The 16,238-nt window shown below is 61.8% G+C and carries 15 protein-coding genes; 11 read left to right on the top strand and 4 right to left on the bottom strand.

Annotated elements, in window-relative coordinates; genetic code table 11:
- The first annotated feature begins 7 nt into the window (after positions 1-7).
- The gene (locus BLV61_RS02785; RefSeq protein WP_047529855.1) at positions 8-901 is read left to right on the top strand and encodes a DMT family transporter; all 894 of its coding nucleotides are present in this window, start codon (positions 8-10) and stop codon (positions 899-901) included.
- 7 nt (positions 902-908) lie between these two features.
- On the opposite strand, the gene BLV61_RS02780 is transcribed toward BLV61_RS02785, so the two are convergent.
- Complete coding sequence (locus BLV61_RS02780; RefSeq protein ID WP_167361825.1) at positions 909-1,952, bottom strand: FUSC family protein; 1,044 nt, start codon at positions 1,950-1,952, stop codon at positions 909-911.
- 44 nt (positions 1,953-1,996) lie between these two features.
- Positions 1,997-3,622, bottom strand: a complete 1,626-nt coding sequence (locus tag BLV61_RS02775) for an NADP-dependent glyceraldehyde-3-phosphate dehydrogenase (protein WP_090462369.1) — start codon at positions 3,620-3,622, stop codon at positions 1,997-1,999.
- A gap of 325 nt (positions 3,623-3,947) precedes the next feature.
- On the opposite strand from BLV61_RS02775, the gene BLV61_RS02770 reads away from it, so the two are divergent.
- The 9 genes from BLV61_RS02770 (at position 3,948) to BLV61_RS02730 (ending at position 12,367) form a co-directional block, all read left to right on the top strand.
- Positions 3,948-4,835, top strand: a complete 888-nt coding sequence (locus tag BLV61_RS02770; RefSeq protein WP_047529852.1) for a Dyp-type peroxidase — start codon at positions 3,948-3,950, stop codon at positions 4,833-4,835.
- Between the two features lie 164 nt (positions 4,836-4,999).
- On the top strand, positions 5,000-5,752 hold the full coding sequence (locus BLV61_RS02765; protein ID WP_090462367.1) for a GntR family transcriptional regulator: 753 nt from the start codon (positions 5,000-5,002) through the stop codon (positions 5,750-5,752).
- On the top strand, positions 5,749-7,479 hold the full coding sequence (locus tag BLV61_RS02760) for a fumarate reductase/succinate dehydrogenase flavoprotein subunit (RefSeq protein ID WP_090462365.1): 1,731 nt from the start codon (positions 5,749-5,751) through the stop codon (positions 7,477-7,479). Before BLV61_RS02765 ends, BLV61_RS02760 begins: the two co-directional genes overlap by 4 nt.
- Before the next feature lie 26 nt (positions 7,480-7,505).
- Complete coding sequence (locus BLV61_RS02755) at positions 7,506-7,751, top strand: 4Fe-4S dicluster domain-containing protein (protein WP_008060065.1); 246 nt, start codon at positions 7,506-7,508, stop codon at positions 7,749-7,751.
- Positions 7,752-7,954: 203 nt separating this feature from the next.
- On the top strand, positions 7,955-9,373 hold the full coding sequence (locus BLV61_RS02750) for an ABC transporter substrate-binding protein (protein WP_090462363.1): 1,419 nt from the start codon (positions 7,955-7,957) through the stop codon (positions 9,371-9,373).
- A gap of 129 nt (positions 9,374-9,502) precedes the next feature.
- Positions 9,503-10,285, top strand: a complete 783-nt coding sequence (locus BLV61_RS02745; RefSeq protein WP_090462361.1) for an ABC transporter permease — start codon at positions 9,503-9,505, stop codon at positions 10,283-10,285.
- Complete coding sequence (locus BLV61_RS02740) at positions 10,285-11,133, top strand: ABC transporter ATP-binding protein (RefSeq protein ID WP_090462359.1); 849 nt, start codon at positions 10,285-10,287, stop codon at positions 11,131-11,133. Before BLV61_RS02745 ends, BLV61_RS02740 begins: the two co-directional genes overlap by 1 nt.
- A complete protein-coding gene (locus tag BLV61_RS02735) occupies positions 11,130-12,092 on the top strand; it encodes a HEAT repeat domain-containing protein (RefSeq protein WP_090462357.1) in 963 nt (320 codons plus the stop codon). Before BLV61_RS02740 ends, BLV61_RS02735 begins: the two co-directional genes overlap by 4 nt.
- Positions 12,089-12,367, top strand: coding sequence for a DUF971 domain-containing protein (locus BLV61_RS02730; protein WP_090462355.1), 279 nt, complete (start codon positions 12,089-12,091; stop codon positions 12,365-12,367). Before BLV61_RS02735 ends, BLV61_RS02730 begins: the two co-directional genes overlap by 4 nt.
- A gap of 146 nt (positions 12,368-12,513) precedes the next feature.
- On the opposite strand, the gene BLV61_RS02725 is transcribed toward BLV61_RS02730, so the two are convergent.
- Both BLV61_RS02725 and BLV61_RS02720 read right to left on the bottom strand, forming a co-directional pair.
- Positions 12,514-13,251: a TorF family putative porin gene (locus tag BLV61_RS02725; RefSeq protein WP_047529838.1), complete on the bottom strand. Its 738-nt coding sequence runs from the start codon at positions 13,249-13,251 to the stop codon at positions 12,514-12,516.
- 108 nt (positions 13,252-13,359) lie between these two features.
- The gene (locus BLV61_RS02720) at positions 13,360-15,102 is read right to left on the bottom strand and encodes an amidohydrolase (RefSeq protein ID WP_090462353.1); all 1,743 of its coding nucleotides are present in this window, start codon (positions 15,100-15,102) and stop codon (positions 13,360-13,362) included.
- Positions 15,103-15,205: 103 nt separating this feature from the next.
- Between BLV61_RS02720 and BLV61_RS02715 the strand changes: the two genes are divergently transcribed.
- Positions 15,206-16,117: a LysR family transcriptional regulator gene (locus tag BLV61_RS02715; protein WP_090462352.1), complete on the top strand. Its 912-nt coding sequence runs from the start codon at positions 15,206-15,208 to the stop codon at positions 16,115-16,117.
- Positions 16,118-16,238: the final 121 nt, after the last annotated feature.

The raw sequence follows: 16,238 nt of genomic DNA, 5'->3' as shown, positions 1-16,238 counted from the left end.
TCTGATGATGGACAAAACAATACGTCGCGGCTCGTTCGAAATGACCGCCGCCATGCTGATCTCCGGGACCATCGGCTGGTTTGTGCTGGTGTCCGGGCAACCGGTACTGGACGTGGTGTTCTGGCGCTGCCTGTTCGGGGCCGGCACCTTGCTGCTGATTTGCGCCGCCTTCGGTTTCCTGCGCCCCGGTATCCTGACTCGCACCACCTTCCTGCTGGCGGTGCTCAGCGGCGTGGCGATTGTCGGCAACTGGGTGCTGTTGTTCGCCTCCTATTCCCGCGCTTCGATTGCCATTGGCACCGCCGTCTATAACGTGCAGCCGTTCATGCTGGTGGGCCTGGCCGCGCTGTTCCTCAACGAGAAGATCACCCTGCAGAAGATGGCCTGGCTGGGCGTTTCGTTTCTCGGGATGCTGGCGATTGTCAGTGCCCATGGCGGGCAGGGCGAGAGCGGCAACGAGTACCTGATCGGCATTGTTCTGGCGCTGGGCGCTGCATTTCTTTATGCAATTGCCGCGTTGATCATCAAGCGCCTGACCGGCACGCCGCCGCATCTGATCGCACTGATTCAGGTCAGCACCGGCGTGCTCCTGTTGGCGCCGTTCGCGCACTTTTCGGCGCTGCCGCAGGCACCGAGTGCCTGGGCCAGCCTGGTCACGCTGGGCATCGTGCACACTGGCGTGATGTACGTGCTTTTATACGGCGCGATCCAGAAACTGCCCACCGCACTGACCGGCGCGCTGTCGTTCATCTATCCGATCGCGGCGATTTTTGTCGACTGGTTTGCCTTCGGTCATCGCCTGGAACCCCTGCAATGGATCGGCGTGGCCGCGATTCTGTTGGCGGCGGCGGGAATGCAGCAGGGCTGGGGCTTTAAGTTGCGTCGCACGGTTGCACAGTGATCAGGCGTCAAATGTTCCAGCGCGGCGCAGTCTTCGCCAGGCGCTGGCGCATCTCACCGATGTTGGCCGCCAACTGCCGGACCAGCAAACGATAACCGTCCAGCGAGCTATAGACCGGTGTGTCCAGGCTCGAATCCGGCAGCCCTTCAACAGGCCGCCCGAGCCGCTGGGACACGCCGGATTTCAGTGCCCGGGCCATGCCGATCAACTGCACGCGAATCAGTCGATGTTCCGCCCTCAGCGCCGATTGCAAATGAGCCATGGCGTCCGGGTCACTGGCATCCGGCCGGGTGTTGCCAAGAATCTCCAGTGTGCTCACGCACATGCGCAAGTGACGCTGGATGGCATCGAGTTCGGTCATGGAAATCTTCACTTCCTTGGACACCGACGGCATCAGTGAGCGCAACTGCACCATCACCGTGTTCAGGCGCCCCATGAGCTTGAGATGTTCGTCCGCCGTGACCGGTTGACCGTTGATGATGCGTCCGTAGATCGTCGCGCAATCACGCAAGGCATCGGCCAGGTTGTAGCGCCAGGAATAGACCGCGTACAGCGGCAGGGCGAAGGAAAACGCCAGGGCCAGTGCAATACCGATGAGGATATCGACCCCGCGCCACAGCCCGTCGGAAACCGGATTATCACCATGACCTGCGACGATGAATACGGTAATGGCGGCCAGCAGGGCCGTATAACCGCCCTTGCCGATGGCGTGGTACGAGAAAAATCCGCAAATCACCGCCATGGCGAAATAGGTCAGCCAAGGCATGCCAAGCCACGCCTGTTGCACCACCAGGACCAGGCCGATCGTCGCCCCGACCAGGGTACCGATGGCCCGCTCGGCGGATTTTTTGCCGATGTTGCCGTGGTGTTGCAAGCCGCCGATCACCACCAGCATCGTCACCGATGCCCACTCGCCGTGGGGTAGGTGGATGCCGGTGGTCAGCAGGATCGACGCCAGCAACCCCAGTGACACCCGCACGGCGTGGATGACCCTGGCATGACGATAGCGCCGGTACGGGTCCAGCAACGGACGCAGCAATCGGCGCAACAGCGGTGGCAGTTGAAGGGCTCTGGACTGGCTCAGGTCGGTATTCCTCAGAAAATGTAATCGGTGGTCAGGAAGCTTGAACTGCGGCCGCTGATGATCTCGCTGATGAGGTCCTTGTTGCTCTCCTGGAATTTGGTGGCGACCAGCGTCCGGATCGAAAACACCCGCAGGGCATCATGCACCGACAATGTGCCCTCGGCCGAGTTCTTGCGGCCGTTGAACGGGTAGGTGTCGGGGCCGCGCTGGCATTGGGCGTTGAGGTTGATGCGTCCGACCTGGTTGGCAAAGGTGTCCACCAGACGTCCGACCGCCACCGGGTTGGTGCCGAAGATGCTCAACTGCTGGCCGAAGTCCGACTCCAGGACGTAATCGATCACCGTATCCAGGTGTCGGTACGGCACGATCGGCACCACCGGGCCGAACTGTTCTTCCTGATAGACGCGCATTTGCGGCGTCACCGGGTACAGCACCGCGGGATAGAAGAACGACGCACGGGCCTCGCCGCCATGGGGGTTGACCACCTGCGCGCCTTTTTCAACGGCATCCGCCACCAGTGCATGCAGGTAGGCGACCTTGCCCGACTCCGGCAACGGCGTCAGGGCTACGCCGCTTTCCCACGGCATGCCGGGTTTGAGCGTGGCGAGTTTGGCGTTGAATTTCTCGATGAAGCGCTCAACCACGTCTTCGTGGACAAAGAGGATTTTCAGCGCCGTGCAGCGCTGGCCATTGAACGACAGGGAACCGGTGACCGCTTCATTGACCGCATTGTCCAGATCCACTTCCGGCAAGACGATGCCGGGATTCTTCGCATCCAGGCCCAGCGCTGCGCGCAAACGGTGAGGTTTTGGATGGAGCTTCTTCAGGTCGCTCGCGGCTTTGTTGGTGCCGATGAAGGCAAAAATATCGATCTTGCCACTGGCCATCAGGGCGCTGACGGTCTCGCGACCGCTGCCGTAAATGACGTTGATCACCCCGGCCGGAAAGCTGTCGCGGAAGGCTTCCAGCAATGGACGAATCAACAGCACGCCGAGTTTGGCCGGTTTGAACACCACGGTGTTGCCCATGATCAGCGCCGGAATCAGCGTGGTGAAGGTTTCGTTCAGCGGGTAGTTGTAGGGTCCCATGCACAAGGCCACGCCCATCGGTACGCGGCGGATCTGGCCAAGGGTGTCCTGCTCCAGTTCGAAGCGGCTGGAGCGGCGGTCGAGCTCCTTGAGGGCGTTGATGGTGTCAACGATGTAATCGCAGGTGCGGTCGAACTCTTTTTCCGAGTCCTTCAGGTTTTTGCCGATTTCCCACATCAGCAACTTGACCACCGCCTCGCGCTGTTCGCGCATGTGCTTGAGGAAGGTCTCGACATGCTGGATGCGCTCGGCCACACGCAGGGTCGGCCACAACCCCTGGCCGCGGTCATAAGCGCGGACGGCGGCGTCGAGGGCGGTCAAGGCGGTCTCGGCATCGAGCAGTGGCGTGCTGCCGAGGATGACTTGCTCATCGCCATTCGGGCCACTGAAATACACCGGGCTGCGGACCTGGGCGAGGGGGCCAGGCCAGTTTTTCAGTACGCCATCGACCAGGTATTCACGCTGCTCGGTCGGGCCGTCGAGGCGGTATTTTTCCGGGATGCTGCCGGCTTCGGGAAACAGATTGCCAAGGATATTCGCTGTGGTCATGTTGCTACCCCGTATGAGATGTCGGCGAGCCCGGCCATGCAGGAACGGGCTCGCTCGCGAAGGTCGTGAACGATAACGCGTAAAATCAGACGCCCCGCGGCGGTTATGGGTTTTTCGCGAGCGAACTCGCTACTACATTCAACATTCAATGCCCCGGATTTTGAGTCGATCGCGCGGCGACAGGCAGAGTAGAGGGGTTGAGGGTCTGGATCTTGTGCCTCAAGCGTAGACCGCTTTGCGCAGTTCTTGTATCTCGACGTTGACCTGAGCGCACACAACGACCGGTGCTGCGGTTAAACTTCGCGCTCTTTCTTAAGGAGTTCATATGAGTCATTACCAGCCGGGCATTCTCGCCACCCCAGTTCCGCCTCAAGCTCGCCATATGTTCTTCGCCCTCGAATCCGCCGCTGCGCTGCCTGCGGCGCTCGACAATTTGCTGCGACTGGTGGACGGCAAGTCGGCCGTGGTCGGCTTTGGTGAATCCCTGGTCAAGGCTCTGAACGGCAACATTGAAGGGCTGCGGGTGTTTCCTGCGCTGACCGGCGTGGGCGTTGACAACCCGTCGACCCAACACGCGCTGTGGTGCTGGTTGCATGGCGTCGACCGTGGTGAACTGCTCAATCGCAGCAACGCCCTTGAAGCGGCATTGGCGCCGGCCTTGCGCCTGGTGCAGATGACCGAAGGCTTCCGCCATCGCGAGGGCCACGACCTGACCGGCTATGAAGACGGCACCGAGAACCCCCAGGACGAGGCCGCTGCGGCTGCCGCGCTGGTGGCTGAAGGCGCTGACGGCACGGTCGGTGGCAGCTTTGCCGCGATCCAGCAGTGGCAGCACGATTTGAAGGGCTTTCACGCGCTGCCTTCCCACGAAACCGACCACATCATGGGCCGACGTCTGAGCGACAACGAAGAACTCGATGACGCGCCGATCTCCGCCCACGTCAAACGCACTGCCCAGGAAAGCTTCGCGCCCGAGGCGTTTATCGTGCGTCGCTCGATGCCGTGGATCGAAGGTGACCGCGCTGGCCTGATGTTCCTCGCGTTCGGTTTTTCCCTTGACGCCTTCGAAGTCCAGCTACGGCGCATGAGCGGCCTGGAAGACGGCATCACCGACGGTTTGTACCGCATCAGCCGGCCGATTACCGGCGGCTATTACTGGTGCCCGCCGCTCAAGGACGGTCGACTGGACCTGCGTGCACTGCGTATCGGCTGACAGACCATGAGCTGGCAATTGTGGCGAGGGAGCTTGCTCCCTCGCCACAGGTGTTTCAGTGCATGGTTGAACGTGCGCTCTAACCTTATTCCCAAACAGTATTTCTCAACCCTCTCTTTAGAACTCTAAGATCACGTCATAACTCGTTATGACAAGTGATCTTCATGACCGATAACGTTCTATCCCTCACTAGCGTTCCCTTGCACACCCAGCTGCGGGATGTGCTGCGCGCCCGCATCCTCGATGGCCAGTACCCGCAAGACAGCCAGATGCCTTCGGAAAGCGAGCTCGGCGCGCTGTTCAAGGTCAGCCGCATCACCGTGCGCCAGGCCCTCGGTGACCTGCAAAAGGAAGGGCTGATTTTCAAGATTCACGGCAAGGGCACCTTCGTCGCCAAGCCGAAGACCTTCCAGAACGTCAGCACCCTGCAAGGCCTCGCCGAGTCCATGACCGGTCGCGGCTACGAGGTGATCAACCGCCTGCGCAGTTTCAAGTTCATTGCCGCCGACAAACTGGTGGCCGAGCGTTTGCAGGTCGCCGAGGGTGAAACCGTGGCGCAGATCAAACGGGTACGGTTGATCAATCGCGAGCCGATTTCGCTGGAAATCACCTACCTGCCCAAAGCCATCGGCGAGCGCCTGGAAAAAGCAGACCTGGTCACCCGCGATATCTTTTTGATCCTCGAAAACGACTGCGGCCTGGCCCTCGGTCACGCCGATCTGGCCATCGATGCGGTGCTGGCCGACAGCGACCTGACCCAGGCGCTGAACGTCGAACCCGGCTCGCCGATCATGCGCATCGAGCGTCTGACCCACGACGCTGAGGGCCGCCCCCTGGACTTCGAACACCTTTACTACCGAGGCGACGCGTTCCAGTACCGCCTGCGGATTGACCGGCAAAAAGGGGAGCAGGCATGAGCCGAAACACGTTGGAGCAGGAATACGACATCGTCGTGATCGGCGGTGGCACCGCCGGGCCCATGGCGGCGATCAAGGCCAAGGAACACAACCGTGATCTGCGGGTGCTGTTGATCGACAAGGCCAACGTCAAGCGCAGCGGCGCGATCAGCATGGGCATGGACGGCCTGAACAACGCGATCATCCCCGGCCACTCGACGCCGGAGCAGTACACCAAGGAAATCACCATCGCCAACGACGGCATCGTCAACCAGGCAGCGGTCTACGCCTATGCGACCCACAGCTTCGAAACCCTCTCGCAACTGGACCGCTGGGGTGTGAAGTTCGAGAAAGACGAAACCGGCGACTACGCGGTGAAAAAGGTCCACCACATGGGCGCCTACGTGCTTCCGATGCCGGAAGGGCACGACATCAAGAAAGTGCTGTATCGCCAGTTGAAGCGGGCGCGGGTGAGCATCACCAATCGCCTGGTCTGTACCCGTTTGCTCAAGGACGAAGAGGGCGCGGTCAACGGGGTAATGGGCTTCGACTGCCGCACGGCCGACTTCCATGTGATCAAGGCCAAGGCAGTGATCCTGGCGTGCGGCGCGGCCGGACGTCTGGGACTGCCGTCCTCGGGTTATTTGATGGGCACCTACGAAAACCCGACCAATGCCGGCGACGGCTACGCCATGGCCTATCACGCCGGGGCTGAACTGGCGAACCTGGAATGCTTCCAGATCAACCCGCTGATCAAGGACTACAACGGCCCGGCCTGCGCCTATGTCACCGGCCCGCTGGGCGGCTACACCGCCAACAACAAGGGCGAACGCTTCATCGAGTGCGACTACTGGAGCGGGCAGATGATGTGGGAGTTCCACCAGGAACTGGAAAGCGGCAACGGCCCGGTGTTCCTCAAACTCGATCACCTGGCCGAGGAAACCATCCAGAACATCGAAGAGATCCTGCACAGCAACGAACGCCCGAGTCGCGGCCAGTTCCACGCCAATCGCGGCACCGACTACCGCACGCAAATGGTCGAGATGCACATTTCCGAGATCGGTTTTTGCAGCGGGCATTCGGCGTCGGGCGTCTGGGTCAACGAGCGAGCCGAAACCTCGGTCAAGGGGTTGTACTCGGCGGGGGACATGGCCGCGGTGCCGCACAACTACATGCTCGGCGCGTTCACATACGGCTGGTTTGCCGGGACCAATGCGGCGGATTTCGTCGCCGGGCGTGAGTTTTCGGCGCTGGATGCCGCGCAGATCGAAACCGAGAAACAACGAGTCTACGCGCCACTGGACCGCGAACACGGCCTGCCACCGGCCCAGGTCGAGTACAAGTTGCGGCGCTTCGTCAACGACTACCTGCAACCGCCGAAAGTGACCAAGAAGATGCAAATCGGCCTGCAACGCTTCAGCGATATCCAGCGCGACCTTGATCAGATCAAGGCCCACAACGCCCACGAACTGATGCGTGCCATGGAAGTCAGCATGATCCGCGACTGCGCCGAAATGGCCGCCCGGGCCTCGTTGTTCCGCGCCGAAAGTCGCTGGGGGCTTTACCACTATCGGGTCGATCACCCGCAACGCAACGACAACGACTGGTTCTGCCATTGCCACCTGAAGAAGGACGAAAACGGCCTGATGACCAGTTTCAAGAAAGCCGTCGAGCCTTACATCATCCCCCTCGACGCCGATGAAATGCAGGCCTACGACCGCTTGCGGGTCGGTGCCGATGCGGCTTGATGCCGTCAACAAAAGAGAGACCGAATATGGCCTATCAACCCCAGGAAATCTTCTTCCGTTCCAACGCGCCGGTCACCGTCGATGAGGACCTGTGCATCGCCCACAAAGGCTGCACCGTGTGCGTCGACGTTTGCCCGATGGACTTGCTGGCCATCAACCCGGCCACGCAAAAGGCCTACATGGCTTTCGATGAATGCTGGTACTGCATGCCCTGTGAGAAGGACTGCCCGACCGGGGCGGTGAAAGTAGACATCCCTTATTTGTTGCGCTGAATGACAGGACGCCATCGCGAGCAAGCTCGCTCCCACAGTGTCTCTGTCTGCACCCACGAAACTTGCTCGCGATGAGGCCGGTACAAACAACCCCAAAGCCATCCGGCCACCCCCGGACGCTGCTTGAAAACACCCCTCGTTTCCCACCACGCCCTGATCGTGGCGGAGACGAACATCCTATAAATGATTCGAGGGGATTCACCATGGTTTTGCCAACATCGCTGCGTGCAGCATTGGCCGGTCTGGTACTGGCTTCATTCACCTTGTCGGCCTCGGCCGAGACCATCCGCATTGCCATCGGCACCCAGGACACCACGATCAACTGCGCCGCTGGCGGTCTGTTGATCCGCGAACTGGGCCTGCTCGACAAATACCTGCCCCACGACGGGCAATACAAGGACGCGAAGTACGACGTGGAGTGGAAAAACTTCACCAGCGGCGCGCCCCTGACCAACGAGATGGTTGCCGGCAAACTCGACTTCGGCGCCATGGCCGATTTCCCCGGTTCGTTCAACGGTGTGGCGTTCGAAACGGCGGGCAAGCACAGCCTGTTCATCAGCGTGCTGTCGGGCAGCATCAAGGGCAGTGGCAACGGCATCGTCGTGCCGAGCGCCTCGGGCGTGCAGTCGCTGGCCGAGCTGAAGGGCAAGACCATTTCCGTGCCGTTCGCCTCGACCGCCCATGGCATGTTGCTGCGTGCCGTGGCGGCCCAGGGATGGGACCCGCTCAAAGACGTGAACATCATTGCCCAGCCACCGGAAGTCGCCGGCTCCGCCTTGCAGGCCGGCAAGATCGACGCCCATGCCGACTTCGTGCCGTTCGCCGAGCTGTTCCCGAGCCGGGGCTTCGCACGCAAGATCTATGACGGTTCCGAGGCCGGGGCACCGACCTTCCACGGTGCGCTGGTCGATCAGAGCTACGCGAAAAAATACCCGGAGATCGTCGTCGCCTACCTGCGCGCCAGCCTCGAGGCCAATCAGTTGCTCGCCGCCGAGCCGGAGAAGTACAGCGAACTGATCGCCAAGGTCACCGGGGTCGATGCCGAGGTCAATTACCTGTTCCACGGCCCGCTGGGCGTGCAGACCCGCGACCTGAGCTGGAAACCGGAATATCGCCAGGCCGTCGGCACCGCCATCGACACCCTCAAGCTGCTGAAAAAGGCTGATCGCGGGCTCGATTTGAAGACCTTCATCGACGACCAGTACATCCGCGCTGCCTTCAAGGCCTCGAACCTGGACTACGCCGCGCAACTGGCCAACTACGCGCAAACCCCGCTCAAAGCGGTCGATGCGTCCACCGGCAAAGCCATCACCGACTTCAGCCACGTGGCCGAGATCTGGGTGCGTGGCGAACCGAAAGTCCGTCAGTACGCATCGGCCGAAGCCGCGTTCACCGCGTTGGCCAGCCTCAAGCAGGAAGGCAGGAACATCCGCGCGGTGTATGCCCAGGCCAGTGACAGCGGCATCAAGTTGCTGGCGGATCAGGCGTGGTTTGCCAGTGATGCGAAAGGGCGCCTCAGCGCGTTTCTGCTCAAGGGCCAGGCCCAACAATTCGCCACGGCCCAGGGCGGCAAAGTCTTCGACTTTACCGATGCCACCACCCAGGCGGTGGCCGTGCGCTAATCCACCAACACCGCAGTCCCCCTGTAGGAGCGAGCCTGCTCGCGATGGGGTGTCAGCCAAAGAGATGTCGACTGACACATCATCGCGAGCAGGCTCGCTCCTAAAGGGATTCGGTTGAGAGGAACAATTGTGAACGGACCGTTTAATCGCTGGCCCCCCCGGGCCGCATCCTTGCTGCTCTGCCTGCTGTTCTGGCAACTCGCCGCCAGCCACCATTGGAACCTCGGCCTGGTGACGTTCGCCAATGTGCCAACACCGCTGGCCGTGATCCAGGCCGCCTTCGGTCTCGGTGACTCCGGCAAATTGGCCCGGCATTTGAGCAGCAGCCTCGGCCGGGTGTTCGCCGGTTACCTCGCGGCATTGGTCATCGGGGTCGCCCTGGGCTTGGCCATCGGCCGTTCGAAATGGGCCGAAGACCTGTTGCTGCCGCCGCTGGAGGTACTGCGCCCGATACCGGCCGTGGCCTGGATTCCCCTGGCGATCCTGATGTTCCCCTCGTCAGAACTGTCGATGGTCTTCATCACCTTCACCGGCGCGTTGTTTCCGATCCTGCTCAACACCGTGCACGGCGTCGAAGGTGTCGATCCGCGGTTGATTGCCTCGGCGAAAAGCCTCGGGGCAGGGCGGCGGGCGATTCTGCTGGAAGTGATTCTGCCGGGGGCTGCGCCAAGCATCATCACCGGCCTGGCCATCGGCATGGGCACCTCGTGGTTTTGCCTGGTGACCGCCGAGATGATCTCCGGCCAGTACGGCATCGGCTATTACACCTGGGAGTCCTACACCATCCAGAACTATGCCGACATCGTGGTCGGCATGTTGCTGATCGGGGTGCTCGGGATGGGCAGCAGCCTGTTGATCAAGCGCCTCGGCGGACTGTTCACGCCTTGGCATCGACCACGAGGAAAAGCCTGATGAGCGTTTTTCAACATCCGGAAGGGCGCATCGATATTCGCGCCCTGTCGATCAGCCTGGGCGAGGGCCGCGCTGCTTTTGAAGCGGTGCAGGGGCTCGATTGCCAGATTGAACCGGGACAGTTCGTGTGCATCCTCGGGCCCTCCGGTTGCGGAAAATCCACCTTGCTCGGTGCGCTGGCCGGTCACTTGCAGCCGCGCACCGGCGTCCTCAATGTCGACGGCGCGCCGGTGTCTGGCCCGTCGCCGCAGCGCGGCATGGTGTTCCAGCAGCACACGCTGTTCCCTTGGCGCACAGTGCGCGACAACGTCGCCTTCGGCCTGAAAATGCGCGGCATCGGTAAAGCCGAACGGCACCGGGCCGCCGATGAAATCCTCGCCCTGGTGGGTCTCGAAGGCTTTGCCGAGCGCTGGCCGGATCAACTGTCCGGCGGCATGCAGCAGCGGGTGGAAATCGCCCGGGTGCTGGTCAATCGTCCGCGGTTGTTGCTGATGGACGAACCCTTCGGTGCCCTCGACGCCCTGACCCGCTTGAACATGCAGGAACTGTTACTGGACATCTGGACACGGATTCGCACCACCGTGGTGTTCGTGACCCACGATATCGACGAAGCGCTGTTCCTCGCTGATCGCTTGCTGGTGATGAGTTCGCGCCCCGGCCGGATCATCGAAGACCTGCACCTGGACTTCCCGCGACCACGCACCACCGAGCTGGTGACGAGCCACGCATTCTCGCGCTTGAAGCGTCACTGCCTCGAGCTTCTGCGTCACGAAGACGGTCGGCAGCTACCGCGCCTGAACCCTCTCGGACTTCCTCCTGAAAACAAACTGCCGCGATTTGCCCTATGACCTCACTCTTTGATGTAACCGACAACGACGACATTCTCGCCCTGCAACCACGCCTGACCGATGAGGACGCCGGCGTGCGCCGCATCGCCCTGATCGACCTGGCTGACCTGGAAGAGCCCGATGGCCTGCTGTGGCTGGTCGATCGTCTGGCGCACGACCCGGCCGAGGAGGTTCGCGCCGAAGCCGCGCGCTTGCTCGAAGCCTGGGAGGACGAACCCGTGGTCGAGGCGCTGTGCCAGGCCCTGACCGATCACTCGCCAGCGGTACAGGCCGCCGCCGCGCAAAGCCTCAGCCTGCTCAAAAGCGAAGCGGCCGGCAGGGTGATTCTGCCGTGGACCGGGCATGCCGACATCGGCGTGCGCATCGCCGCATTCAGGGCCTTGCGCGAGTTGCGCTTTCCACAGGCCGCCCCGGCGGCCTTGCTGGCGCTGGACGATCACGACGCCAACGTCCGCCGTGAAGCGGTCGGCGTGCTGGGCTGGCTCAAGCAGCTCGATGCCTTGCCGGCCCTGGCACGGCTGGCCAGTGATGACCCGGACACCGAAGTCCGTCGCGCCGCCACCGGGGCGTTGGGGCTGGCGTCAGACGCACAGGTGCTGCCAGCCCTGCGCCAGGCGCTGCAGGACCAGGCCTGGCAAGTGCGCGAAGAGGCCGCCACCACGCTGGGCAAGGTCGGGCACGCCGACGCCGGTGCCGCGCTGGTCGAAGCCTTGGGCGACGATTACTGGCAAGTGCGCCTGCGCGCCACCCGCAGCCTTGGGCGTTTACGGTATGCCCCGGCCCTCGATGCGCTGATCGAAACCCTCGGCCACCGCATCAGCAATCTGCGCAAGGAAGCCGCACTGGCCCTGGGCGAGTTGAACGAGCGGGGTGCCATCGCGCCGCTGTTGGCCGCCCAGGACGACGGCGACCCGGAAGTGCGCAAGGCGGTGCGCATTGCCCTGAGTCAACTGCAATGAACCCGCTGGCCATCGGCAACTCCCGAAGCAAACAACAATTACGCTTGAACTGGCCGGATGGTCGCGAACAGTTACTTGACCATGTCGAGTTGCGTCGGCAATGCCCGTGTTCTCAATGCCGGGCATTCCGATTGCGCGGGACGCCGCCGATGGTTGATGGACGGGTTCAGGTGATCGAAGTGAATTCGCAAGGATATGGCCTGCAATTGGTGTTCAGTGATGGGCATGAGCGGGGGATTTATCCGTGGGCGTTACTGGCCGGGCTTGGTCGGTGAATGGAATACCGCTTTCGCTGGCAGGCCAGCGCCTACAAATGATCATCGTATTAGTCATCTGTAGGAGCGGGCTTGCCAGCGAAGGCAATCTAAAACGCTCAAAAATTCCAAAGACCCAATCACCAACAAACCGGCAAACGGCGAACTCAGAAAGACTTGCTGACGCTCGCCACTACCGTCGCGCTGCACACGTCATCGAAGCCCCAGTTGCTGGCGCACTGGCTCTTCGACAGGTTGGTGTCGACGTAGCTCAGGCCCAGCGTTACGCCGGCCAGTTCATGGGTCAGTCGGACTTCCCACTCCCGGTACGAATCTTCGGCTTCACCCGAGTTCGAATACAGGTGCGGGTCTTTGAAGTCCATGTTGCCGTAGCGCAGTTTCAGGCCGGTGCCATAGGGCAACTCGGTTTCATAACCGACGTAGGTGTAGAGCGAGTTCTGCTGGCTGTCGATGCCCGGTGCATCGTCGGAGTAATAGGCACCGAGCTTCACCCCATAAACGCTGAGAATGCCGTAGACCTCGCTCTGATTGAACTGGCTCTCTTTCGGGTAACTGTATTTGAGATAACCAAGGTCGAGATTGACCGCATCGGTGGCTTGCCACAGCCAACCGGCGTAGTAATCGACCTCCTGTCGGGTCTTCAGGCCGCCGCCAAAATCAACGTTGGAACTCCACGCGCCCAGGTACAGGCCACTGCTGTGGGTCAGGGTCGCGCCGGCTTGCAGGGCCGGGTCGTTCTGGGTTTGCGAGATGCCACGGCTGCGGTAGTCGCTGGCCAGGTTGACGTCCAGCAGCAACGAGAAATCATCATTCAAAGGCACGGCCTGGCTGCTTAAAGGCAGCACACTCAAGGAGCCGAGGGCGAACAGGGTGAAAGCTTTCATGGGGTACGTCCCGCTATTGTGATTGTTATAGGCAGAAGTCGGACATGGCTGCGCCTGGCCCCGTGTTGAGAAACACGGAGTCGGGCAGCGGAGGGGTTGCTGTTTTTCTTAGAGGGTTGGTGCGTAGACCTGACGACCGGCGAACCAGGTTTGCAGCACTTGGGTGTCATGCAGGGCTTTTTCGTCGACGCTGAACACATCGCGGTCGACCACGATGAAGTCGGCCTGTTTGCCAGCGGTCAAGGAACCGATCTGTTTGTCCAGGCCAATGGTGCGGGCGGCGTTGAGGGTATAGGCGTAGAACATGGTTTCGCGGTCGATGCGTTCATCGGCGTTGAGCACGCCCAATGGACCGACCCGGGTCATGGCCTGGGCCATGGCGTTCCACGGATTGGGCGACGACACCGACCAGTCGCTGGCCCCGGCGATGGTTGCGCCTTGCTTGAGCAAGGAGTGCGCCGGGTACTGGTAACGGAACGCCAGGGCACTGACGTAAGGCTTGATCATGTCCGTGGTGTAGTCGTCGGCACTGGCCCACAGCAGTTGCATGGACGCGATGACATCGAGCGGTTTGAAGCGAGCGAACTCTTTCGGATTGACGATCTGCAAGTGCGTGATCGAGTGGGTCACACCGCTCTGGCGGTCTTTGCGCGCTTGGGCGATGCCGTTCAGCGATTCGCGTACCGCGCGGTCGCCAATGGCGTGGATGTGCACCAGCCAGCCCCGTTGATCGATGGCGCTGACCAGCTCGCCGAAGTGCTTGGGATCGATCAGCAGTTCGCCCGGTTTGTGCGAGTTGGTGTAAGGGTCGATCATCGCCGCGCTCTGCGCCGGGTACTCGATTACGCCGTCGGCGAAGATCTTGATGCCGGGCAGCGTCAAGTTGGGAATGCCCTGGAACTGCTGGCGGACCTTGTCCAGGGTGTCGAGATCGGCCGGAACGCTTTTGCCGTTGGCCACCAGCAGCGCCGCGACGTGGGCGGTCATGCCGCCGCTTTCGGACAGGGCCTTGTACACCGGCAGCACGCCGACGGTTTGCTCCGTGGGCTTGAGGGCGAATATCGGCTCGCCGGGCGCGGCGTTGGCGGCGGGGTCCATCCACGCTGTGATGCCGAGGCTGTTGTTGTAGCTCACGGCGGTTTGCGCCGCCTTGAGCATGTCGGCGGCACTCGGCGACGGCATCTTCGAGGCCACCCGGTCCCAACCGGCGTCCACCAGAAATCCGTTGGGGCTGCCATCGGCGAGTTTGCCAATGGTGCCTTTCTCGGCGTCCGGCAGGTTTTTCAGTAGCGTTGCATCCACTCCGGCGCGCTTGAGCATCACATTGTTGGCCCAGGCCGTGTGGTGATCGCTGCCGGTAAACACCACGGGCACGTCAGCCCATTCGCCGCTGTTGAATGTCTTGCCCAGTGCTTCGGCCTGCGCCCAGTAAGCGGAGCTCATGCCGGCCACGGTCAGGACATCGCCATGCCGGGCCTTGCCGTCGTCACGCCAGCCACGCAGGCGTTTTTCCAGTTCGTCGAGCTCGACCACCTCGTCTTCCATGTTGGCCGCGACCATTTCCAGGCCGCCGAAAATCGCGTGGGAATGGCTATCAATCAGGCCGGGCATCAGGGTCTTGCCAGCCAGGTCGATGACTTGTGTCCCTGAGTCGATCAAGGCCTTGATCTGCGCATCGCTGCCCACTTGCAGCACTTTGCCGTCCTGCACGGCCAGGGCCTGAACCTTGGGCTGGTTACGGTCGGCGGTGAAAATCTTGCCGTTGAACAACACCAGATCAGTCGCCGCCATGGCTTCCAACGAGGCAAAACTCATGGCCGCCATCAGTAGATTCGGGATGAATCTTTTCATTGAATGTTTCCTTGTTATTGCGTCTGATGGCCAGATTAGTGGCTTGCCGGCGTCGGCAGAACGCCTCACTCACGAAAAACATTTTTGCCTGAATGGAAAAAGAATGGACAAGTTGGGTGCTTTGAAAATGTTCGTGGTCACCGCGCAACTGGGCAGTTTCAGTCGCGCCGCCGAGCAGTTGGGCAAGACCCCATCGGCCCTGACCAAAGCGGTCAATCACCTGGAGGCGGAGCTGGGGGCGCGTTTGTTCGAGCGCAGCACCCGGCGGATTTCGCTCACGGAATCCGGACGGCTTTACCTGGAAACCGCGCGTCAGGTCTTGCAGCGGCTGGACGAGGCGGGGGAGGAGATCGAGCAGTTGCAGCATGGCTTGCGCGGCAGTCTGAAAGTCACCGCGCCGCTGGCCTATGGGCAGGCTTTTCTCGACCAGGTAGTGGGCGGTTTTCTTGAGCAATACCCGCAGATCGACCTGCAAGTGGACCTGTGCGATGCGTTCGTTAATTTGCTCGAAAGCGGCTACGACCTGGCGTTGCGCGAAGGGCATGACGACTTGCCGGGGTTGATCGCCCGCGTGGTCGGCAGCAATCGCCTGGCGTTGTGTGGTAGCCCGCAGTACCTGGCGCGCAAGGGGCTGCCGGTCACCCCGCAAACCCTTGATCAGCACGAATGGTTGTTGTATTGCCACCCATTGCTCAGCCGTGAATTCTGGTGGGTCGAGCGCGACGGCCAGCGCCTGAGCCTGCCGCAGCCCCGGACACCACGCTTGCGCAGCGACAATTACGATCTGTTGCTGGCCAATGCCCTGGCCGGACGCGGTCTGTTGCACGCACCGCTGTGGAGTGCCGCGCCGTACCTGGCTGACGGGCGGCTTGTGCAGGTGATGGCCGACTACGACATCGACCCGGACAGCTTTGGCCCGCACATACTGGCGGTGTACCCCAGCCATCGGCGGGCCACGGCCAAAGTGCTGGCGTTTATCGATTACATCACCGCGTATCTGGCTGCCCCCCTGTAGGAGCGAGCCTGCTCGCGATGGTCGTCAACGATAACGCGGGGTGCCGATACCCCGTGACGGCCTCGGGTTTTTCGCGAGCAATCGAGCGTCGACCGGCTGCTCCTACAGAAGTCCTTGTAAG

The sequence above is a fragment of the Pseudomonas mohnii genome (assembly GCF_900105115.1).
Lineage (GTDB): Bacteria > Pseudomonadota > Gammaproteobacteria > Pseudomonadales > Pseudomonadaceae > Aquipseudomonas > Aquipseudomonas mohnii.
Note: the sequence above shows the minus strand (reverse complement) of the source record. Positions and strands in the feature narration are given on the sequence as shown.